We start from the raw sequence: 21168 nt of genomic DNA on the forward strand, positions 1-21168 counted from the left end.
AAAGTCGAAAATTAAATATTTATTTTAAATAAAATCGAATTTAAACTGTGAAATCATGGCCTTTTTATCCTGATTTTTATGATTTTAATGCTAATAGTATTATAATTTTATATTTTTATAAATCATTTTATATTTTTGTATTTACAACAGATTCTGTTCTATGCTATTTTATTTCTGTAAGCGGATACAATCAAGTGAATATTTATATAGGGAGGGTCAAGCATGAAGAAAAAATGGTTTGTTGTGCTCACGGTGATTTCGATGGTTGTGTTCCTTTGGGGCTGTGGTAATTCCTCTGACAATAAGGGCGCAGGAGGGGAAAGCAAAGTTCTTGATGGCGGTGCAGGTGAAAATGCGACCGAGCTTTCTTACTGGACCTTTGTTGAGCTGCACGGACAGCATTTTGAGAAAATGCTGGCAAAGTGGAACGAAGCCAATCCGGACCGCCAGATCAAGCTGAATGTGACAGTCATGCCGTATGATGACATGCATAACAAGCTGTCGATCGCCTTGCAGACGGGGACGGGCGCCCCGGATATTTCGGATATTGAGCTTGGCAAATTTCCGGATTTCCTGGCCGGAACTCCTCAACTGGAGCAGCTTAACGATGTCATAGATCCGTACCGGGATACGATTGTAAAGTCAAGGCTCGATTTGTACAGCAAAGACGGTGTGAACTACGGTGCTCCGACCCATGTAGGCGCAACGGTAGCTTTCTATAACACGGAAATTCTCAAGGAAGGGGGCGTGGATTATACCACCATCAAAACCTGGGATGATTTCAAGAAAGCCGGTATTCAGGTTTATGAAAAGACCGGTAAATATATGGCTACAGCCGACACCAGCGCGACTTGGCAGGCTGGAATGATGCTTGCTCAGCAGGGGGCCGATTTTACGGATGACAGCGGCAAGCCTGTCGTGAATTCTCCGGAAATGATCAAGGGACTTACCGTTTTGAAGGATTTGCAGGATAACAATGTCATCGCAACGGTTGCCGGGGGACAGCCGGATACCGAGGAAGCTTACGGGGAGTTTAACTCCGGGAATTATGCCACCGCTTTTATGCCGCTTTGGATGATGTCCCGTTATACGAATTATATGCCGGATTTGGCAGGGAAAATTGCCCTGGCTCCACTTCCGGTCATGGAAGAGGGCATGCCACGATCGCTGGGTGGCGGCGGAACCGGAACAGTGGTTACCAAAACAGCCAAGGACGTGCAGTTGGCTAAAGAGTTCGTCGCATTTGCAAAACTGTCGGAGGATGCAAATATCGAAATCTGGAATACGCTTGGTTTTGACCCGGTTAACATGGATATCTGGAATATGAAGGAAATCACTCATAACCCTGAAAATCAGTTTGTGAAATATTTTGTCAACAATCCGTTTGATGTCTTGAATGAAGTCAAGGATGAAATTCAATTGATCAAATCGACCTCCGCCAGCCCTACGATCAGCAATGTGTTCACTACCGTAACCTTAAACGAAATTTTTGAGGACGGAAGGGACATTACAGAAGCATTAAATGACGCGCAGGCGCAGATCGAACAGGAGCTGCAATAACCGGAAGGATAGAAAAGGCGGGCTGCTCTGTACAAGAGCAGCTCGCTTTTAAAGAAAGGAGTGGGAGATGTGATTAAAAATTTTCTGTACTCGCAAAAGGTTGCTCCTTACGTCTTTGTGCTGCCCTTTGTCATCGTTTTTGCCGTCTTCTGGGTGTATCCGCTGCTTAGCTCCTTTGAAATGAGCTTCCAAAAAATATCGCTCGGTCAGGAAGCAAGCTGGGTAGGGATTGATAATTATACGAAGCTCATGGGGGACGGCATCTTTTTAAAGGCTGTGATGAACAGTGCCATCTACATGGTGCTCACTTTGGTAATTCTGATCCCTTTCCCGATGCTGTTTGCGGTGCTGATCAACAATAAATTCATGTGGGGCAGAGAATTTTTCAAATCCTCCTTCTTCTTCCCGGCGCTGACCTCGGTGGTGGTGGCAGGCACGATTTTCCGCCTGATGTTCGGGGAAATGGACGGCTCGCTTATCAATAGCATTTTAGGCTGGTTTGGTATTGATCCGGTCAAGTTTTTGAAAGGCCAGGTCACCGGCTTTATCGCTCTGCTGGCGCTGGCCGCCTGGAGATGGACCGGTGTGAATATGCTGTATTTTCTGTCAGGTCTCAAAAACATCCCTGATGATTATTATGAAGCCGCTTCGATTGATGGAGCCTCCGCTTTCCAGAAATTCAGGTTGATCACGATGCCCTTGCTGAAACCAACGACGATCTACGTGGTCACGATCAGTATATATGCCGGTCTGGCTATGTTTATTGAGAGCATGATGCTGTGGAATGGCAACAATTCGCCGAAGAATATCGGTCTTACCATCGTCGGATATCTGTACCGCCAGGGCATTGAGAAGAACAATCTGGGTTACGCGGCGGCGGTCGGGATTGTGCTGCTGGTGATCACAATGGTGATTAATTTGACACAGCTGGCGTTTTCCGGCCTGTTTAAAAAGGAGGATCGGTAATGAAAAAGGAGCTTGCCACAAATGTATATCCTGCTGCCCGGGAGCGCGGGCTTAGTACGAGTAAGGGGCTTTTTGCCAGAATTATTTTGTTCGTCTTTTTCACGGTCCTCTGTATTCTTATCCTGATCCCGTTTTATGCGATCGCGATTTCCTCCTTTAAGCCGGGCCAGGAGTTGATCAGGTACGGACTGAATTTAAGGTTCGATCTGTCTGTCATGAGCTTTGATAACTACATGTATTTATTTACCGGTGATCACGCTTATTTTAGCTGGTTTTTTAATTCGCTGCTGCTGACGATTGTGCAGGTCGTTCTGACGCTGCTGGTCAGCGCAACGGTGGCTTACGGCTTCTCGGCTTATGAGTTTAAAGGGAAAAACTTTCTGTTTATCTGTGTGCTGCTCATTATGATGGTGCCCTTTGAAATATTGCTGCTGCCCTTGTACACGCTGATTAACAATCTGGGCATGATGAACACCTATTCGGCCATTATTTTGCCGGGAATAGCGAGTGCGGCGACCATCTTCTTCTTCCGTCAGTATCTGAGCGGAGTACCTAAGGAAATTATCGCTGCAGGCCGGGTTGATGGGGCGAGTGAATACGGGATCTATATCCGTCTCATTCTGCCGATTATGAAGCCGTCGTTTGCAGCCATGGCCATTTTGAACGGGATGAACAGTTGGAACAACTTTCTCTGGCCGTTCATGGTTTTGAGCGATGAGAGCAAATACACACTGCCGATCGGATTGAAAACGCTGCTGACCCCGTACGGGAACAATTATGATCTGCTGATCGTGGGCTCGTTTTTCTCCATCATTCCGATTTTTATATTATTCGTGGCTTTCCAGAAATATTTTATCGACGGCATGACGGCTGGAGCTGTGAAAGGTTAGACCGGATTTATGATCTATATGCTGGCATTGAAAAGGGGTTATCGGACATGAAAACCGTTAAAAGCTACCAAAATCCGCTGATAGAACAGCGTGCAGACCCATGGGTGTACAAACATACGGACGGATATTACTATTTCACGGCCTCTGTGCCGGAGTACGACAGGATTGAGGTGCGGCGTGCCGACACCATTGAGGGTTTAAGTCTGGCCGAGCCGGTTGTGGCCTGGCGCAAATATGATACAGGACCGCTCAGCGCGAATATTTGGGCTCCAGAAATCCATTTTATCAACGGAAAGTGGTACATCTATTTCGCCGCTGCCCGCACGACGGAAACGAAGGACGGCTTGTTTGATCACCGGATGTATGTGCTGGAAAATGAATCCGCGAATCCGCTTGAGGGGGAATGGACCGAGAAAGGGCAGGTCAAGACGGCCTGGGAATCCTTCGCACTGGATGCCACGACCTTCGAGCATCGGGGAGTCAGGTATTATGTGTGGGCGCAGAAGGACCCGGACATTCCGGGTAATTCGAATCTCTACATATCGGAAATGAGCAACGCCTGGACTTTGACAGGACCGCAGACGATGATCGCCACGCCTGAGCATGCCTGGGAGGTGATTGGCTTCAGCGTGAATGAAGGGCCGGCTGTGCTGAAGCGGAACGGGCGTATCTTCATTACGTTTTCAGCCAGTGCCACCGATTTCAACTACTGCATGGGTTTGCTGTGGGCGGATGAACATGCTGATCTGCTGGATGCCGCCTCCTGGGTCAAGGAGCCGGAGCCGCTCTTCCAGACGAGTGAAGAGACGGGGCAGTACGGACCGGGGCATAATAGCTTTACCGTAAATGAAGAGGGGGAGGATGTGCTCATCTATCATGCGCGGAATTATAAGGAAATTAGCGGGGACCCGCTGTACGATCCGAACCGCCATACCCGGGCGCAGGTCTTTCATTGGAAAGAGGACGGAACGCCTGACTTTGGGATTCCGGTTCGAGATAAAGGCTGACCTGGGGCGGCGCTACTTTCGGTGGTTGTGAGGCGCTCCGAGAACGAAGCATTCCTCCCATCGCTGTTGACCCTTCGGGCCAAAGGCGAACGCTGCCGCTTGTCCGGAATTGCTTCGTTCTCTCCGCTGCTCCATGCATGCCCCTGCTTACCCCATAGCTTCGCTCGTACCGCAGCCTTGTAGTTTGGTAGTGTACCATCGTAACGTACCATCTTGAGGCATCTGCAAAAAGGCCAGCCAGAGAAGTTTCTGGCTGGCCTTTTTTGCAGCTTCGTCACACCACGTTTAGAGGCTCGATGGGGATGGACAAGCCTCTTTCAGCAGGCGCTCAATGGCATAAGCAACTCCGTTCTCTGTATTGGTTAAAGTCACCTCGTCACAGAGAGCTTTAATATCATCATGCGCATTGCCCATGGCGATTCCTTTGCCAGCGGAGGTCAGCATGGAGATATCATTGTAGCTGTCTCCGATGGCGGCCGTCTCTTCCATGGCAATGCCCATATGGCTGGCCAGATAGGCGAGGGCATTGCCCTTCGAAGCCCGGGTATCCTCCACCTCGAAGTTATGGTTCGAGGAGACGACCGTGGTTAATGAGGAATCGCTGCTGAAGCGGCTGCGTCCTTTTTCCAGCTTATGCTCTTCAAAGGAAAATGCGAGAATGTTATAAATTTTAGCCTCTTGCGGAATGTGCTGATAAGAAGCGACCCGTACAATGCCTGCCTGCGAGTATTGCTTTTCGCTAGCGTAAATTAGCTCCTTCAAGGTGACATCGGGATTGGCGCTTAACACACGATCCATTTCAATCGTCAAAATTTGATGTCCTTTCTGCGGTGAGTAGATGGCCTGGTCGGTCATGACCTCATAATAAAATTCGTTTTCCTCAAGCCACTCCAGGACCGAGAAGGCCTGATTGCGCTCCATTGGGTAGGAAGCCAGGAGGCGTTCCTGATCGTCGTGAACGGCTGCACCGTTCGCGGAGATAATGGGGGCGTTCAGCCCGGCTTCCTTGAGTCTTTCCTTGACGTCATATACCGCCCGGCCCGTGGCGATCACCACTGTAATTCCGCTTTCCTGCGCCTTGCGGACAGCAGCAGCATTCACTTCACTGATACGGCTGTCTGCATTCAGAAGTGTTCCGTCTAAATCCACAGCAATTAATTTCATACTTCCAGCTCCTCTTCATCTTTAAAATCAGGAATAAGCACCTCAATGCCATGACGCTGCAGCATTTCCAGCATATCGGGATCAGGCAGGCGGTCGGTGACAATAAAATCGACCTCTGAGAGCTCGGCAAAACGAAATGGAAAATCCTTACCGAACTTTGAATGGTCAGCCAGAACAAACACCTGGCGAGCCTGTTTCATCATTTGATGTTTTATGAGGCCTTCTTCATCATAAACGGAGGTAAAACCGTTGGCGGATATGCCTCCTACGCCGATAAACGCTTTATCTACAAAATAGTTGGACAGGGTGGAGATGACCGCTGAACCGTACACATACCTGTGCTCTTTCTCCAATTGACCGCCAAGCAGGTGAATGGCCACCCTTTTTTTGTCGGATAGGACATCCGCCTGGTTAATCGAGTTGGTAATAATAAAACAGCACTGCTGATCGATAAATTCGGCGCATGCCTGAACCGTGGTGGAGGAATCGAGAATGACATGCTCTCCATTACGAATAAAATGGGCAGCCATACGGCCGATAGCTTTCTTTTCTTCAGATACGGTCATAAGCCGTTCTTTGTAGTTCCCGATTTTATCTTGGAGAGGGTTGGGCAGGAGGGCACCGCCCCGGGTGCGAATAATGGCCCCCTGTTCGTCCAGCTTGACGAGATCCCTGCGTGCGGTATCGCGGGAAACGTCGAACAGGGAGCAAATCTCTTCAATGGAAATCCGCTTCTTGATTTGAAGATGATCCAAAATGAGCTGCATCCGCTCTTCTTGATACATTGGGGACCTCCTGACAGATGAATGCTTAAAATAAATAAGTGATTGTAATTAATATTAAGTGATTGTAAGTGAAAAAACAATACTTTCCGGCTTATGATTTATGAACTTTTATGATTCTAAAAAAAATAAAATAATAGTTGTCATTCGTAATTCTATTTGATATACTCTATCTTGTCGTCACGAGAATGACAGAACAATATGGCCCGTTGGTCAAGGGGTTAAGACACCTCCCTTTCACGGAGGTAACAGGGGTTCGAATCCCCTACGGGTCATTAATGTGCGGTAGTGGTGGAATGGCAGACACGCTATCTTGAGGGGGTAGTGGGCGTATGCTCGTGGAGGTTCGAGTCCTCTCTACCGCATAATAGTACAAAAAATCCGGTACAATCTTTTGTGATTGTATCGGATTTTTTAATTTTTAGCGACTTTTGCAGCTGACTTAAGTCTAATATAATAGAGATGAATTTTTCGTTGGCTTAGAGTATAATCAGACCGTTAGCTGTTATAGAATATGGACAATTAGATTCATTGGATATGGAAGAAATTTTAAGAAACGATGGTGACTTGTATGAAATCCCATCTTCTGGAGGATATATCAGGGGGACTGTTGGGGCTTTTTCCTTTAATAAGAAAAAAATTGATGAAAGGGGCTCCGATTCCTGACTCATCGCTTCCGTTATCGAACAGCAATTATCATGTGTTGTTTCTCTTGCATGAAATGCGCTGCTCGACGGTCTCGGAGCTTTCCAGACAGTTAAATATTTCACGGCCGAATATGACCCCGGTGCTCGATAAGCTGGTCAAGTATGATCTGGTGTTCCGCAAGGCGAGTGAGACGGACAGGCGGGTGGTGGAGGTCGAGATCACCCGTCAGGGGGATGACCTGGTTCAGGAGCTTGGTGAGCGATTCGCGCTCGGAATTAGAGAAAGATTGTCCACCCTGTCGGAAAAAGATCTGCAGCGAATGTGCAGTTGTCTGGATGAGCTGAAAACGATTCTGCTCAAGCTGGACCATTCGGATGAATAAAATAGGTTAAAAAAGACCGTTCATGATTGAAAATGGACGGTCTTGCCATGTCGTATGTTATAATATTTGAGTATACATATCCGGATTCAAACATCTTAAGTAAAGTTTGGGTGGAAGGTGGTATCTTTATGAAATCGATTTATCAACGGATTGAGGCGCTTATCGCTGAAAGAGGGATGACGAAAAAGGCTTTTTGCCAGCAGCTGGGGATCAGCACTGGTAACTTTGGTGACTGGAAAAGGGGGAAAACAACTCCTGGCACCAACAAGCTGATTGAGATTGCAACTTTTTTCGACATCAGCTTGGACTGGCTTATGATGGGCCGTACCCCGAATCGTGAAATGGTAAATGAAAAGCAGGAGTCTTATTTTTTTGACAATTTAGGGCAATTGAATTGCCAAATTGCTCAGCTTTCCGAGCAGGAAAAAGTATTTATACTCGACTATGTTGAATTTGCTGCTTACCGCAAAAAGAAGAAAAAGAAAGAAGACAAAAATAATGGCTCATAAAGGCCTGTAACAGATATCCTGTCAGACCTTTATGAACGGCTGTTAATTTGCGTGATTCAGACCCAGTTTTGATGAATATTCGGGATACAGCTTGCGAATGCATTCCGGACAGATATCGTGTGTAAACTCGGCATGGGTATGCTTCTCAAGATAGGACTCGACAGGCTGCCATTCATTGTCTTTGTTCTTGATGTCCTTGCATACAGCACAGATCGGCAGCATGCCGTGAATGGTTCTGATCTGTGCTATTGCTTGAACAAGCCGTGTTTCCTGTAGTTTGAGGGGGGTTATATCTGTGCTGGAAATAACAATCCCCTCAATTTCCTGATTTTCCGGTTGCGCAACTGGAGCAGCCTGGAGCAAATACCACTGGTCCTTGGATGAATGCCTGCAATGAAATTCGCAGCTGTATTGCGATGTATCTCCCTGGAGGACACTAAGGAGTCCGTCATGCAGAGTCTGAACGGATTCCAGGCTGTCGTCACTGCAGAACCATGGCAAAATATCGAAATAGGAGGTCCCAGGCCACATATAGCCAGCCGGAGCTCCTTTATCGATGCGAGCCTGCTCCCAGGCTTGATTAACCGCGTGAATGGTGCCGTTGCGGTCGATCACAACGATTTGCACGGGCAGTGAATTAGCTCCTTCGATCAGATGGATGGACCTTGTTTTGGACAACGATTTCACTTCCTTGCTGGTGCGTCCTATTGTAGCAGTTCATTGCTGCAAAATTAGTATTTTTCATTCGGATGTATATCAAGAAGTTTGGCAACCAGCTGTCTGTGGCGGGCGGCTTTCCGTGTGCCGTGAATCAGATTGGAAAGTCGTGACGGGGGGATCCCGTGCAGTTCGCAAAAACTTTTCTGATCCATTTGCAGCTCGGTAAGTCTCTGTTTGATTGCCCACCCGAATGGAGTGATCGGCTTTTTTTTGTTCAAGAAGTTTCACCCCTAACCGATTTTCCCAACACTAGCTTCCTATGCTGTATTTCATGGTGAAACGTGCTATAATTAACCATCTGAATTTCATTATATACTTATTTACGTCATTTTACAATCTATAATTACTTACGTGCGTCGTCTTGCTTGAAGTTTTTTAGGAAGGCGGGTGGATATGCAGTCTATTTATGAGCGCATTGAGCTGCTGATCCATCGAAGAGGAATGACGAAAAAAGCTTTTTGTGAGCAGCTGGCCATCAGTACGGGAAATCTTGGAGACTGGAAAAGGGGGAAATCCAAACCGGGCACCAGCAAATTGATTGAAATCGCCACTTTTTTTGATGTCAGTCTTGATTGGCTTGTCTTGGGAAAAGGTACGCCTGGAGATGCTTCGGAATCCTTTCCGGCATACATCTACAACAAAAGCAGGGAATTGTCAAAGGATGAGCAGTGGTTTATAAAGGAGTACATTGAATTTGTGCAATACCGGCACCATAAGAACAATTCCGAATCCTGATTTCGATAACAAAAAACACTCTAATCGCAGGGGAAGAAAGCGATTGGAGTGTTTTTTGTGTTAGGGGTATATATAAAATTGGGGATCACGGATGTGTAGGCAGCATACGTTTATTATGATGCAATGGGTTAACGGCATACGCTGCTCCAAGATTCCAGGCGGGAAACGGCTTGATGGAATGAACGGGCTCGGCATCCTTGCTGTTTTCCCATTCCTGCTCCATATCCTTCATGATTCTTTGGAGCACCTGTTTTTTGGAAATCTGTGTTTCATTTAGCTGTTTGGCAGCTTCTTCGACACAGGCATTGACGGCTGCATTTAAATACGTGATGACCGCCTGCTCCATATCAACACCTAATTGAAAATTGATCCAGGCATGCACTGTAGGAAGCGTGCCTACGGCTCTGTACCGCTGCAATATTTTTTGCAGATCCCTAAAGTCAATCCATGGATACAGCGCTTTGCCCAGCTTGAGCAGACGCTGACCTGATATGCGGGCACTGCTCAACTGATCACGGGGTGTTCGCTGCGCATGCAGCATTTTATCGATCAGCGCAATCCGCCAGCCGTCATATTGCTTGGAGGCAGCATAAATACCCTTTATAGCCATTCCGTCCATGCTGACCATATGGCTGTGCATGTGACATTTCATATATGCTTCGACATCTTCCAGTGCTGTTACGCTTCCTTCAGTGATATGCTGTCTCAATTCGGAAACAAAAGGGAAGCTGCCAATAGGCAAACTGGGATCCAATACATACGCATAATGGAGCAATCGGCTGCTTTTGCTCATTATGGTCCGCCTCCTTAAAATATAACTCGTGATTTAAATGTTATGTTTATTTACGCATTTTGTATTTAATGATGTTTAATGCGCCATCTATGTAATACATTTTTACATTCATTGCAGAGCGTTGTCAATTGATTTGCCGAAATTTCGCTCAGCCAAAATTATTTATGTCATATAATATAACTTGACTATAATGATTATGTTTTTTGTTGATTTTAACTTTACAATTGAGGTTAAAAGGAGTATTATAAATCTGTTGCTTAATTAAGCGGTCGTGGTGGAATGGCAGACACGCTATCTTGAGGGGGTAGTGGGCGTACGCCCGTGGAGGTTCGAGTCCTCTCGACCGCATCATTTAACGAAGAAGAGTCCTGTATTATTGCAGGGCTCTTTTGTTGTGTATTCATTTTAGGTTTCCATTTCAATACATGGATGATTGTCAATTTGACATGATACTAAAAATTCTTTAATATACTTAGGTGATTCAGAACCGAAATTCCGGCTGGATTCGACAAAGGTATGGACCAAATTTGAGAATACAGGTGATGTTATGTCTTCTTACAAACCGAATATTGTGAACTTTAAAAAAGCCAGCGGCAATGAAAAGGATGGATTATACGAATTTACGATGTATTTGGCTGATGGCACGGAGTGTCGTGTATTCTATCAACGGTATCCGGAATGGACAATGACGAGCATCAGCCGTCTGCAAAAAACGCCTTGCCCTGTGTGCCGCAAGGATTATATTTGTAAGTGTATAGAACAGTATACAAGTGATCTGGAGCAGCAGCTGCAGGATAATAATTGGCTGGAGAAGGTAGCGGCTGAGTAAGCGGATGTTCTTCTCTTCGACCAGCATGAATAAGCGGCGGATTCTTAAAATTCCGGCGCTTTTTTTGTGCATATCGGAACAAAGCAGTCTGAACAAGGGTATCTATGTTAGAGGAGGTGCTTCTATTGACCGAAAGAGAGGCAGTCGCCGCAGGGCTGAATGAACAGCATAGGGGACATCCCATTGTTCTGGTGGACGGTGTATGCCACTTTTGTCAGGGAGCCGTCCAATTCATCCTCAAGCGTGACCCGAAGGGCAGGCACCATTTTGGTTCGCTGCAATCCGAAGAAGGGAAGCGGCTGCTGGAGGTGGGAAATCTGCCGCCAGACCAGCTTGATACACTTGTTCTGTTTGAAGATGGTGTATATTTCACCAAGTCTACGGCAGTATTGCGGATTGCCAGGAATCTGCGTTTTCCATATCCGCTTGCTTATCTGTTTATCCTTATTCCTCGTCCCATAAGGGATGCTCTATATACTTACATTGCCTGCAACCGGTACCGTTGGTTCGGCAAGGATGACGGCGACGGTGCCCAATGCCGGATTCCTTCACCGGAGGTAAGGGAAAGGTTCCTGTAAGCAAAAAAACGCCAGCGGTGAGGGCGTTTTTTTGCTTTAAGTGCGAGTTCAAAAAGTCAGGTTTTCAGCACCGAGAAGGTTGAATGAAGCTAGGGACTGAGGAGCGGAGCGTACTTGGGGTACGTGAGCACCGGAAGGCCCGGCTGAATTCAAGATTCGATGTCGAGTACGCTTCCTGATTTACTTCGTGATCAAAAGATGACTTTTTGAACTACCTCTTTAAAAATGAGTTCCTATCTCGGAGCGCGGAAGCCGGCTTTCTCCGCTTCCGCAACGGTACAGAACCACTGCTCCGGCTTGGTCCGCTCATAAGAGGGAGACTTTGGGGTATGGTAAATTTTATCCCCTTTGGAGTTGATATTGCCTTTGATGGCGCACGACGCAGCGGGAGGAGATGTTTCTGTGTTCGTCTGTGCTGCCGTGTCGGCCCCTTTGTTACTCCCGTTATCAATTACCGTGCCGTTTTCCATTTCATCCGGGTGAAAGCCGTCCTCCTGCGCGTAATTTTCGACACTCCAGATGCCTGTTCCCTGCTTCTTACTGGTTTTCTGAAGCTCTTCAAATGGATCGACATAACGCACATTAGGCGGGTAGATGTAGGCAACACGAGCCAGGCCTTCCTTCAGCAGCGTCTCCTGCACCATGACACCGTCAGCATATACATAGGCCAGCATGCGACCATACTTGTCCCGCTGCGGCCCGACATCAAATTCCAGTTCAATCGTTTTTGCCTGTTCCAGAAGCTGTTTGGTATATGCTTTTGCTTCAGGGCCAAAGGGCTGCACTCCCAGACGTGGGTGCGACGTCTCTGGTGTATCGATCAGCAGCATTCTCACGGATTCCTCTTTGCCGTTATAGATCACTTTCAGCGTATCTCCATCGACAGCTCTGTCCAGCTTGACCTTTACCCGGGGAAATTCCGGTTGGGCGGATTCCTGGACCGTATTCTGGTCAGTGTTCTGAACTGTGTCCGTAGACGTCCCGTTCTCCTGGATCAGGGGAGCGGCACCGCATCCTGCGATCAGCAAGGTTAAGAACAATCCCGCGATGATTGAAATCAGTCTTGGCATGTGTGGATGAAAAAAGTTCTTTGTGTTCATTTGTTCTCCTGTCTCTCTAAGCTGATTTAAGATTGAGCCGGCAGCAATCAGGGCCGCCTGGTCAGGTTAGCCCTTTGCGTGTTTTCTTCTCCGCCGCAGCCAGAATAAGACAAGGGCAATTACGGTCAGCAGTACAACCACTGCCGCTGTGGCAATGCGTACCAAATTCGGCACACGGACGGCCAGCTCCAGCCGATTCTCGCTCAACGGGGAGATGTCCCAGGTCAGAGTTTTGCCGTTATCTGTCACCTGATTCGCATTATGGTCCAGCGGACGAATGGGCAGCGCCAGATCGAAGCTGAAATCCAGCTGCTGTGCCAGCAGCTTTTTGGCAATAAAGTTCATGCTTTCCAGCCTTTCGGTCAATGATTGATCGCCGTCGGGAAGCATTTGCAGAAAATCGGCGCTCAACTGCAAGTGATAGTCTGTGGAGAAAAAATGCTTCTCGACTGCGGAGGATAGCGTCATCCCCTTGGGCAACTGCTGTGTCAGCTTCTCCAGCACCTCCGCGGGATCCGTATTGCCGTCGGATTTCGGGGCTGTAAACGTATGGTGCAGCTGAAAGCCGTCCCGTCCACTTTCCTGAAGCGGTTCAATCTGTATTCCATATTGTTCAAGAGGCTGCGCGTAATCCTCTAAAGCTTTCTGCAAATATAACGAGCTTAATGCATTTTCGCTTACACTGACCTCCACATCCAAATCAACGCTTCGGTCTATATGTACAGTCGCATGTGCATTTCCTCTGGCGCATGAGCAGAGAAACAGCAATAATGCTGCTGCAACGATTAGCTGACTGGAACGGCTGATATATAAGTTCATTCTGGCTCACCCTTTCCTGCTGCCGGTGCAATCTTGGCCTTTCAACATTGTACTAAAATATAGGCGCTAAAACGAATACAGCCTGTTCAAACTTTTGCCGCCGCAGGATTTACAGAAACAAGGATTTTACAGAAACAGCTTGCCTGGATCACGAGACTGTGATATTCTATCGTTAAAAATATGGGACGTGACGGAAGCACCGTTCACCGGCCGCATGACAGCGGCTGATGAGCGGTGTTTTTTTGCGTTTCTGAACAGAATGGGGGAGGAGGCATGAATGGTTTGAGGGTTGTTTTGGCTGTGCAAAGCAGGGAGTATATAGAGCCCTTGCTGGATTATTTGCACGGAAGTGAATATGCAGGGCGGATCCGGATGACGGCTTTTTCACAACCGGACGCTTTTTGCCAATATATGCAGGAGGCGGCTGACGGTAAGCAGCCTGATGCGGTGGTGGGAGAAGCAGTGTTTTTCGAGAGCTGGAAGGAACGTGTAGAATCTCCCATGACCTGTTTCCTGTTGAGTGAAGAGGGACGTTCCGGGGCTGGCATGATCCCTATACGGAAATATCAGCCTGTCCCCCAATTGCTGGCAGGCATTTGGGACGAATGCAGGCGCAGGACGGACGGGGAGTTGCGCATGAGCAGCCGGGAGGAGACGATGGTGGTGGGTTTTGTCTCCGCATCCGGCGGTATAGGCAAAACGACAGCGGCCCTTAATATGGCCAAGCAATTGGGTAGTGCGGGTTATTCCGTGTTCTATTTGAATCTGGAAACGGCAGACTCCAGTTCACTGTTTGCACCGTCGGCTGAAGGCGTAACAGGACTTTCGCGTCTGCTTTATGACATGAAGACGAGGGGGACGAATCCTATTGAGTCTGCCGCGGCCTACAGCATGCGGCAGCATGATTTTAAGGCTGACATATTCCAGCCGCTGGCCAACCGCAAGGAAATCGCGGAGATGACCTGTATGGAGACCTGCGAGCTGATCAAGTTGCTTGCAGGTTCCGGTCAATATGATGTGATTATCGCGGATGCCGATGCCGAACTGAATGCCCGCACGGAGGCTGTCTTGCAGGCCGGGAGCCGACTGATCTGGCTGCTGGCCGACGATGTGGTAAGCATGCATAAGTGCAGGCTGCGGCTGTATGAGCTTGAGAGTTCGTATAAAGATGATTACGAAATGCTGATGGACAAGACCCTGTTCGTGCTGAACAGGTTTGCTGGCCAACAGGTCAACGAGCTGCCGGCAGAAGGGATGGTTCTGCATGGTGTGCTGCCGTATATTCCCTCGTGGAAACAGATGGACCGGGAAGAATTGCTGTTGAGCTCTCCCATTTATCAGCGTGAGATTCGCAGACTGTGCAGGGAACTGCTGGACGAGGCTGTCGTGGCACTGCAGGAGCCTGTCCGTGCATAAGGAGGAGTGAATGGAGAACGGAATATTTCAGGAGCTGCGGCAGGAGATTCGGGCGGGACTGGATCTTACTTCCTCTGTTACGGATAAGGAGCTGACCCGGCAAATCGAAAACAGGGTGCTGTATGATGCGAGGCTTGCTGAATTAACCTCACGTGAAAGGTATGTCCTTGTCCGCCGGATCTTTGATTCATTCCGGGGATTGGACGTTCTGCAGCCCTTGGTGGATGACCCGGGTATCAGTGAAATTATGATCAACAGCCATACCGAACTGTTTGTGGAACGGGAAGGGGAGGTTATGCGCCTGCCTGTCGCCTTTGAGTCCCGTGAGCGGCTGGAGGATATTATCCAGATGATCGTCGCCGGTGTGAACCGGATTGTGAACGAAGCTTCCCCTATCGTGGATGCGCGCTTAAAGGATGGTTCAAGGGTGAATATTGTGCTGCCGCCTATTGCGCTTAAAGGGCCTACCATGACGATCCGCAAATTCCCGGCTGCGCCGCTTACGATGGAGGATCTGATCCGAAAGGATGCCCTGAGTGCAGAGGCGGCCGAGCTGCTGCAGCAGCTTGTACACAGCAAATACAATATTTTTATAAGCGGCGGTACGGGGTCGGGGAAGACCACCTTCCTGAACGCATTGTCCCAGTTCATTCCGGCATCGGAGCGTATCATCACGATTGAGGATTCGGCCGAGCTGCAAATTACGACCGTTCCCAACCTGGTGTCCTTGGAAACGAGGAATCCCAATACCGAAGGGAAGGGGGAGGTATCCATTCGTGATCTGATCCGCTCTGCCCTGCGGATGAGACCGAACCGCATTATCGTGGGGGAGGTGAGAGGCAGCGAGGCTCTTGATATGCTGCAGGCTATGAATACTGGACACGATGGAAGCTTGTCCACAGGGCATAGCAACAGTGTTTCGGACATGATCAGCAGGCTGGAAACGATGGTGCTCAGCGGTGCGGAGCTTCCCCTCGGCGTCGTGCGCCAGCAGATCAGCTCGTCCATAGATATTTTTGTTCATTTGTCGAGATTGCGCGACAGATCACGGCGTGTGCTGGAGATCAGCGAAGTGATCGGATATCAGAATGGCGAGGTCGTCCTTAATTCGTTGTTTCGTTTTAAAGAATATGCCGAAAGGGAGGGGCGTATTGAAGGCAGGCTGGAACGGACCGGAACAGGGCTGCAGCACCGGGAAAAGCTGCGGATGGCTGGTATAAAGCACGAACTGCTCGCTTGGGCTGAAGGAGGTGAAGACAATGAACAGAGGGCGGAAGGATAAAATAGAGCTCCGCCCGGAAGAGCATCGGCAGCCTATTCCGCGGACGGAAATCAGGTCAGGATCGCCAGAGGGAAAAGCGCATAACAAGGTTAATAAGAGATCGGATTTCCGAATGCGTCCACGAATATCCACTCGCCACGCAAAGCGGGGATCGCCTGATGGCTCGTCTGCGACACGAGTAAGCGGAGGAAAGCTGCAGGACTATACCGTCTATCGTTTGTCGGCAGGTCAGCGATTAGGCTGCATCTTGCTCAGCGGATTGGTGTTTTATGGTGTAGGCTTCCTTTTCTACCACCACTGGGTGATTGCAGGTATGGCATCGCTGACCGGATTGCTGGTTCCCCGGTATTACAGCAGATTTTTGCTGGAACGGCGGAAGGCCGCTTTAAGCATGCAGTTTAAACAGGCGCTTTATTCGCTTTCTTCTTCCCTGGCGGCAGGGAAATCCGTAGAGAACGGTTTTCGCGAGGCGGTGGCGGACATGAAGCTGCTTAGTCCTGACGGGGATCATGATCTGATCCGGGAGTTCAGCATTATCAGTGCCAAGATGGAATACGGCCAGCCGGTGGAAGAGGCGCTGCAGGATTTTGCCCGGCGGTCGGAGCTGGAGGATATCGTCAATTTTTCCGACGTCTTTGCGACCTGTAAGCGTACGGGCGGCGATCTTGTTGAAGTCGTGCGGAGATCATCGGCTGTAATCGGCGAGAAAATGGACATCCAGCAGGAAATCAGCGTAATGGTTGCGCAGAAGCGTTTTGAGGCAAGGGTCATGTTTGCTGCGCCCTTTTTATTCGTGCTGTTCATGAATATTTCAGCGGCGGATTATATGACACCTCTTTATACTGGCACCGGAAGATTGATTTCAACAGGATGTCTGTTCTTGCTGGGCTGCTGTCTCCTGTGGATCAACAAAATCATGAAAATCAACGTGTAGGGGGAAGCGATATGGTGATCATCAGCTGTTTCGTGCTGGCATTGCAAATCGGCGGCTGGCTGCTCCTGTACCGGATGCACGGGAAGGAATATGAGTCTTTTAAAACAGTGCGTGTTGAAGGGCTCCGTCTGCAAAAAATGGCCGCTCCGTTTCTGCATCTCCTGCACAAGTTTCGTATCTTTCAAAAGTTCCCGCTGCTCATGTTCAGGCTGCAGAGGTCTGTGCAAAAGCTTTACGGAATACGCAGCAGCCAGGAGAAAACGATGCTGTTTCTGGCGGAAATGGCGGGTTACTTTTTTCTGCTGCTGGGAGGAGGGTGCATGCTGACACTGGCCATGGGGGGAGACGCGTCAGGGCTGATGCTTGGATTGGGGCTTGGCATTTTGCTGCCTGCCGCGCTCGTAAAGGATCTTCATGCCAAGGTCAGCAAGCGGGATCAGGAAATGATTATGGAGCTGCCTGAGCTGCTGGGGAAAATTATGCTGCTTGTGGGAGCAGGAGAGACGGTACAGCGGGCCATTATCCACTGTACGGAACGGAAGAAGCATCAGCCGGATCACCCGCTGTACCGCGAATTGACGCAGACGATTGCGGAATGGGAAGGTGGATATTCGTTTCAGCAAGCCTTTGAGCAACTGAGCCGCCGCTGCGGAATTCAGGAGGTGACCGTGTTTACAACAGCTGTGCTGCTTAACATGCGGCGGGGTGGGAGCGATTTTGTCATGGCTTTGGGCGAGCTGTCACAATCACTGTGGAATAAGAGGACGGCAATCAGCCGGACGCTTGGCGAGCAGGCCTCGTCCAAGCTGGTTTTTCCGATGGCGGTTATTTTGCTGACCGTTATCGTGCTGGTGGGTGCGCCGGCATTCATGATGATGAATATGTGAGGAGGAACACAAAGGTGATAACGAACGTTAATCATGGATTACAGAAATTCTGGAAGGAAGAGGATGGACTCGGAACGTTGGAGATGATTTTGATTATTGCCATTCTTATTGCGGTGGCGATTATCTTCAGAGAACAGATCTCCAAAATCATTACAGGCCTCTTGAAGAAAGCAGATCAAAAAAGTAACGATTTTATGGATTCCTGATGATCAAAAGGTTGCAAGAAGAAGAAGGGGGAAGCTTCTCACTGGAAGCTTCCCTGGTCATGCCGGTTATTTTACTGCTTATCTTTGTGCTGCTTTTTTTCTGTATCTATTTGTACCAAAAAACGATTCTTGTCCAGCTGTCTTCAACCGCGTCGGAGCGCTCTGCCTACAGCTGGGACAACAGCCACAAGGATCCGGTTCACGGCACATTTGAGCAGGGGGAGAGAGATTCCTTGTATTGGAGACTGAAGGACGATGCCGCCCTTGGAGCGCTGTTTGGATGGGCAGGGGCCAACAATGAGGTGAAAGTTTCCATAATTGATGCTGCCGGTGATGACAGTCCGCTTGCGGCGAAAAAAATGCTGCAGGCCGCTGAAGGGATCCCATGGGGACTTGATGGGGAGATGAGCTACCGCAACAATTTGATTATGCGGAAAATTACGACGAATCTGGAGAATATGGCGGAAATTCCACTGCTGAATTCGGTCATGAGCGAGCCTGAAATGAAGTCTTCGGTCTGGGTGAGTATCGTGGATCCGGTTGAGTTTATTCGAACTGTCGAGCTGACGAGATATTATGGCGCGAAATTTTTGGGCAGAGGCGGGGGAACGCAGGTGACGCCTGCAGCAGTCGGAAACGTCCTGCAGCAGTATGGGCAATCGGGCACGTGAGGAATTTGCGATGATTCTGTATGAATGAGCATCTACGAAAGGAGCTGAGGCATGTTTCGCAGAGGAAAAGATGAAGAAGGAGCGGTTACGGTTTTTTTGATTATGGTTCTTGCCTTTGTGTTTGCATTTGTGGCCATTTTCATTGATTATGCGCGCGTAGCAGCTCTTCATGTACAGACCGAGAAGGTGCTTCATGCTGCGCTCAGATCGGTAATGTCCGCATATGATCCGGCACTGCAGCGTCAATATGGCTTGTTTGCCTATGGCGAGGGAACGGGGGACCGGATCATGACAAAGGTGCTGAATGACAGTGCCAAACGAACCCCGCGGGAGGGCTCACTGGCCTTAATGAATAGCCGCCTGGACAGCAGCTCTCTAAGCATGGAGCGGAAGCTGGGGGCCTATGACATTTTTAATAACCAGGTCCGCGAGGAAATGAAGTATAAGGCACCTGTTGATTTCACCTTTGAAATTCTGGAGAAGCTGAAGCCTATTTCCCAGAATATGAAGGAGGCGGCTCACACGGTTGATCTGTTGAAGAGGCTGCAAAAGCTTTATGAGAAGCGGGAAGCAAGGCTTGACAGCATGCTGCGGAAGCAGAGGGAAGCGGCGGAAAGTGCAGGCAACTTGCGCAAGCTGATTATGGAAAATGGCAGTAATTATATTGACGATGCGCGGGATGTCGATAAACCTGAAACTGCCGAAGAAGCTGCAGCTCAGTATGATCCGTATTTGGATTTGTATGAAGATAACAAGAAGAATCCAAGCCTCAGAAAAGAACTGGCTCTACAGGGCTACCGTACAAAGGTCAGCAGGCTGAGGACCGATATTACCAAGGAAATGGACAAAATTCTAAACAAGCATGGCAGCCTGCTGCAGGAGGCGGAAACGGAGCTGAATGAGACGGAGAAAATCAATGCCGAGATGAAGCAGGTCATTGCCGAGTATAAAGAGCGCGCTGCCAATGGAGCATATGACGAGGTATCCAGGGCGCAAACCTCAGGAGGAGGCGCGGGGTCTGCAGACGGCACCATTGCAAGCGCCAGGCAGCAGGCTGAGGATCTGCTTACACCTGATTCTGTATTTCAGTCGCTGAGATCGGGCATCCGCGAGCAGGAGCTGGCCATTAATACCGTTAACAGCAAGGTGAAGATCATGAATTCAGGCTTGGCGAATATTTCAGCCAGAACGGAGGATGCCGACAGCCTTAAGAACAAGGTCATCCGTGCGCGTAGTGCGCTGGACGAATATTTGAAGGGATATGTTCACCAGGGGGATAATAACAAGCTGACACAGGCACAGAACCTGCTTGAGAGCAGGCGCGGGTCTGATGCAGAGCGCAAACAATTGGAAAAGCAGTCGCAAAACAAGCTGAGAGAGGCTTATCAAATTGTTGAAATGCTGTCCAGCCTGACACAGGGCAACGAGGAATTCAACGAGCTTGAACAATACTACCTCGAAAGCCTGCAATTTAATGAAGCCTCTGCTGAAGCAGGGACCCCGGCAGGCATATCCTATGATTCTTACGATGCCGTTGGGGGTGCCATGGACAGCATGGACGGAATGTATGGTTCGACGGCAGGCCTTCTGAACAAGCTGGGTGATGAATTTTTCCAGAACGAATATGCGCTGTCCCGGTTTGAGCATGTGGATTTCAGCCGTTTTGGAAGCCTGATCGGACCGAACAAGACGGTGGGCAACGCGGCTGAAATTTTGGGAGATCAGCTGCAGGTAAATGGCCAGGAGGTTGAGTACATTTTATACGGTTTTCATAATCCGGCAGGCAATCTTGCAGCAGCATACGGAGAAATATTCGGCATGAGGCTGGCAATCCGGACGATGGAGGGGCTGGTCAAGAACAGCTCCAAGGGGAACCCACTGCTGGTATTGGCAGCGGCTGTATTATACGGAGTGGAGAAAGCGGTTGAGGATATGATTATGCTGGCGCAGAAAGGATACGTGCCTTTGTCTGAGTACATAAACTTCAAGATGACATATAAGGACCATTTGCGGCTCTTCCTGATGCTGCACAGCAATAATGAACGTAAAATGTCCCGTATGCTCGCGCTCATCCGCTTTAATACGGGGGTTAATCCTGCCGAGAGAGATACGTATGCCTCGGGTGAGGTTCGCAGCGGCATACGCTTGTGGTTTTTGCCAGGGGTGATGAAAATGCTGGGTACGGCTTCCGGTGAAGGAGAAGAGATTGAACAGGGTGCTTTTTATGTGACAAAGCAAGCGGACTTTTCTTACTGAAACGGCCGCGTCTTTTAGGAGGAGGGGGGCGGGG

At 48.9% G+C, this 21168-nt stretch carries 23 protein-coding genes and 3 tRNA genes; 19 read left to right on the top strand and 7 right to left on the bottom strand.

The features are described 5' to 3' along the window. The first annotated feature begins 222 nt into the window (after positions 1-222). The 4 genes from ACE5LO_RS20845 to ACE5LO_RS20860 all read left to right on the top strand — a co-directional run bounded on the left by ACE5LO_RS20845 (position 223) and on the right by ACE5LO_RS20860 (position 4423). Positions 223-1560, top strand: a complete 1338-nt coding sequence (locus tag ACE5LO_RS20845) for an extracellular solute-binding protein (protein WP_375521909.1) — start codon at positions 223-225, stop codon at positions 1558-1560. A 69-nt stretch (positions 1561-1629) separates the two neighbouring features. Then, entirely contained in the window at positions 1630-2526 is an 897-nt protein-coding gene (locus ACE5LO_RS20850; protein WP_375521910.1) for a carbohydrate ABC transporter permease, read from the top strand. Next, positions 2526-3416, top strand: a complete 891-nt coding sequence (locus tag ACE5LO_RS20855; protein ID WP_375521911.1) for a carbohydrate ABC transporter permease — start codon at positions 2526-2528, stop codon at positions 3414-3416. Before ACE5LO_RS20850 ends, ACE5LO_RS20855 begins: the two co-directional genes overlap by 1 nt. A 47-nt stretch (positions 3417-3463) precedes the next feature. Continuing rightward, entirely contained in the window at positions 3464-4423 is a 960-nt protein-coding gene (locus ACE5LO_RS20860) for a glycoside hydrolase family 43 protein (protein ID WP_375521912.1), read from the top strand. 285 nt (positions 4424-4708) lie between these two features. On the opposite strand, the gene ACE5LO_RS20865 is transcribed toward ACE5LO_RS20860, so the two are convergent. Both ACE5LO_RS20865 and ACE5LO_RS20870 read right to left on the bottom strand, forming a co-directional pair. Beyond that, on the bottom strand, positions 4709-5587 hold the full coding sequence (locus tag ACE5LO_RS20865; RefSeq protein WP_375521913.1) for a Cof-type HAD-IIB family hydrolase: 879 nt from the start codon (positions 5585-5587) through the stop codon (positions 4709-4711). Continuing rightward, positions 5584-6372 carry a DeoR/GlpR family DNA-binding transcription regulator gene (locus ACE5LO_RS20870; RefSeq protein WP_375521914.1) on the bottom strand — a complete coding sequence of 263 codons (789 nt, stop codon included), beginning with the start codon at positions 6370-6372 and terminating at the stop codon, positions 5584-5586. The genes ACE5LO_RS20865 and ACE5LO_RS20870 overlap by 4 nt, the downstream gene beginning before the upstream one ends. 200 nt (positions 6373-6572) lie before the next feature. Here ACE5LO_RS20870 and ACE5LO_RS20875 point away from each other — a divergent pair. The 4 genes from ACE5LO_RS20875 (at position 6573) to ACE5LO_RS20890 (ending at position 7908) form a co-directional block, all read left to right on the top strand. After that, positions 6573-6644: transfer RNA gene (locus ACE5LO_RS20875), tRNA-Glu, on the top strand. A gap of 7 nt (positions 6645-6651) precedes the next feature. After that, a tRNA-Leu gene (locus tag ACE5LO_RS20880) sits at positions 6652-6734 on the top strand. Between the two features lie 278 nt (positions 6735-7012). Then, on the top strand, positions 7013-7399 hold the full coding sequence (locus ACE5LO_RS20885) for a MarR family transcriptional regulator (protein ID WP_375521915.1): 387 nt from the start codon (positions 7013-7015) through the stop codon (positions 7397-7399). 128 nt (positions 7400-7527) lie between these two features. Next, positions 7528-7908, top strand: a complete 381-nt coding sequence (locus ACE5LO_RS20890) for a helix-turn-helix domain-containing protein (protein WP_375354944.1) — start codon at positions 7528-7530, stop codon at positions 7906-7908. A gap of 42 nt (positions 7909-7950) precedes the next feature. On the opposite strand, the gene ACE5LO_RS20895 is transcribed toward ACE5LO_RS20890, so the two are convergent. Both ACE5LO_RS20895 and ACE5LO_RS20900 read right to left on the bottom strand, forming a co-directional pair. Beyond that, positions 7951-8586 carry a PAS domain-containing protein gene (locus ACE5LO_RS20895; protein WP_375521916.1) on the bottom strand — a complete coding sequence of 212 codons (636 nt, stop codon included), beginning with the start codon at positions 8584-8586 and terminating at the stop codon, positions 7951-7953. 53 nt (positions 8587-8639) lie between these two features. After that, positions 8640-8846 (bottom strand): XRE family transcriptional regulator, encoded by a 207-nt coding sequence (locus ACE5LO_RS20900; protein WP_375354942.1) that lies wholly within the window; start codon positions 8844-8846, stop codon positions 8640-8642. A 175-nt stretch (positions 8847-9021) separates the two neighbouring features. Here ACE5LO_RS20900 and ACE5LO_RS20905 point away from each other — a divergent pair, with 175 nt between their 5' ends. Further along, the gene (locus tag ACE5LO_RS20905) at positions 9022-9363 is read left to right on the top strand and encodes a helix-turn-helix domain-containing protein (RefSeq protein WP_375521917.1); all 342 of its coding nucleotides are present in this window, start codon (positions 9022-9024) and stop codon (positions 9361-9363) included. An 85-nt stretch (positions 9364-9448) separates the two neighbouring features. Here ACE5LO_RS20905 and ACE5LO_RS20910 read toward each other — a convergent pair whose 3' ends face one another. Continuing rightward, complete coding sequence (locus tag ACE5LO_RS20910) at positions 9449-10156, bottom strand: urease accessory protein UreF (protein WP_375521918.1); 708 nt, start codon at positions 10154-10156, stop codon at positions 9449-9451. A 265-nt stretch (positions 10157-10421) separates the two neighbouring features. Here ACE5LO_RS20910 and ACE5LO_RS20915 point away from each other — a divergent pair. The 3 genes from ACE5LO_RS20915 to ACE5LO_RS20925 all read left to right on the top strand — a co-directional run bounded on the left by ACE5LO_RS20915 (position 10422) and on the right by ACE5LO_RS20925 (position 11563). Further along, positions 10422-10504 (top strand) — tRNA-Leu (locus ACE5LO_RS20915). Between the two features lie 199 nt (positions 10505-10703). Next, on the top strand, positions 10704-10985 hold the full coding sequence (locus ACE5LO_RS20920; protein ID WP_375521919.1) for a hypothetical protein: 282 nt from the start codon (positions 10704-10706) through the stop codon (positions 10983-10985). A 125-nt stretch (positions 10986-11110) separates the two neighbouring features. Then, positions 11111-11563 carry a thiol-disulfide oxidoreductase DCC family protein gene (locus ACE5LO_RS20925; protein WP_375521920.1) on the top strand — a complete coding sequence of 151 codons (453 nt, stop codon included), beginning with the start codon at positions 11111-11113 and terminating at the stop codon, positions 11561-11563. 233 nt (positions 11564-11796) lie between these two features. Here ACE5LO_RS20925 and ACE5LO_RS20930 read toward each other — a convergent pair whose 3' ends face one another. Together ACE5LO_RS20930 and ACE5LO_RS20935 are read right to left on the bottom strand one after the other, a co-directional pair. Beyond that, positions 11797-12663, bottom strand: a complete 867-nt coding sequence (locus ACE5LO_RS20930; protein ID WP_375521921.1) for a thermonuclease family protein — start codon at positions 12661-12663, stop codon at positions 11797-11799. 66 nt (positions 12664-12729) lie between these two features. Next, a complete protein-coding gene (locus ACE5LO_RS20935) occupies positions 12730-13482 on the bottom strand; it encodes an EGFR-like transmembrane domain-containing protein (protein WP_375521922.1) in 753 nt (250 codons plus the stop codon). 273 nt (positions 13483-13755) lie between these two features. On the opposite strand from ACE5LO_RS20935, the gene ACE5LO_RS20940 reads away from it, so the two are divergent. The 7 genes from ACE5LO_RS20940 to ACE5LO_RS20970 all read left to right on the top strand — a co-directional run bounded on the left by ACE5LO_RS20940 (position 13756) and on the right by ACE5LO_RS20970 (position 21134). Next, positions 13756-14898, top strand: coding sequence for a P-loop NTPase family protein (locus ACE5LO_RS20940; protein ID WP_375521923.1), 1143 nt, complete (start codon positions 13756-13758; stop codon positions 14896-14898). A 10-nt stretch (positions 14899-14908) separates the two neighbouring features. Next, positions 14909-16180, top strand: coding sequence for a TadA family conjugal transfer-associated ATPase (locus ACE5LO_RS20945; RefSeq protein WP_375521924.1), 1272 nt, complete (start codon positions 14909-14911; stop codon positions 16178-16180). Between the two features lie 112 nt (positions 16181-16292). Further along, entirely contained in the window at positions 16293-17114 is an 822-nt protein-coding gene (locus tag ACE5LO_RS20950) for a type II secretion system F family protein (protein ID WP_375521954.1), read from the top strand. An 11-nt stretch (positions 17115-17125) separates the two neighbouring features. After that, entirely contained in the window at positions 17126-18001 is an 876-nt protein-coding gene (locus ACE5LO_RS20955) for a type II secretion system F family protein (RefSeq protein WP_375521925.1), read from the top strand. Positions 18002-18015: 14 nt separating this feature from the next. Beyond that, on the top strand, positions 18016-18207 hold the full coding sequence (locus ACE5LO_RS20960) for a Flp1 family type IVb pilin (RefSeq protein ID WP_375521926.1): 192 nt from the start codon (positions 18016-18018) through the stop codon (positions 18205-18207). Next, complete coding sequence (locus ACE5LO_RS20965) at positions 18207-18878, top strand: TadE/TadG family type IV pilus assembly protein (RefSeq protein WP_375521927.1); 672 nt, start codon at positions 18207-18209, stop codon at positions 18876-18878. The genes ACE5LO_RS20960 and ACE5LO_RS20965 overlap by 1 nt, the downstream gene beginning before the upstream one ends. Positions 18879-18929: 51 nt before the next feature. Then, positions 18930-21134 carry a hypothetical protein gene (locus tag ACE5LO_RS20970; RefSeq protein WP_375521928.1) on the top strand — a complete coding sequence of 735 codons (2205 nt, stop codon included), beginning with the start codon at positions 18930-18932 and terminating at the stop codon, positions 21132-21134. Positions 21135-21168: the final 34 nt, after the last annotated feature.

This window comes from Paenibacillus medicaginis (genome assembly GCF_042138635.1).
GTDB classification, from domain to species: Bacteria; Bacillota; Bacilli; order Paenibacillales; family Paenibacillaceae; genus Paenibacillus; species Paenibacillus medicaginis.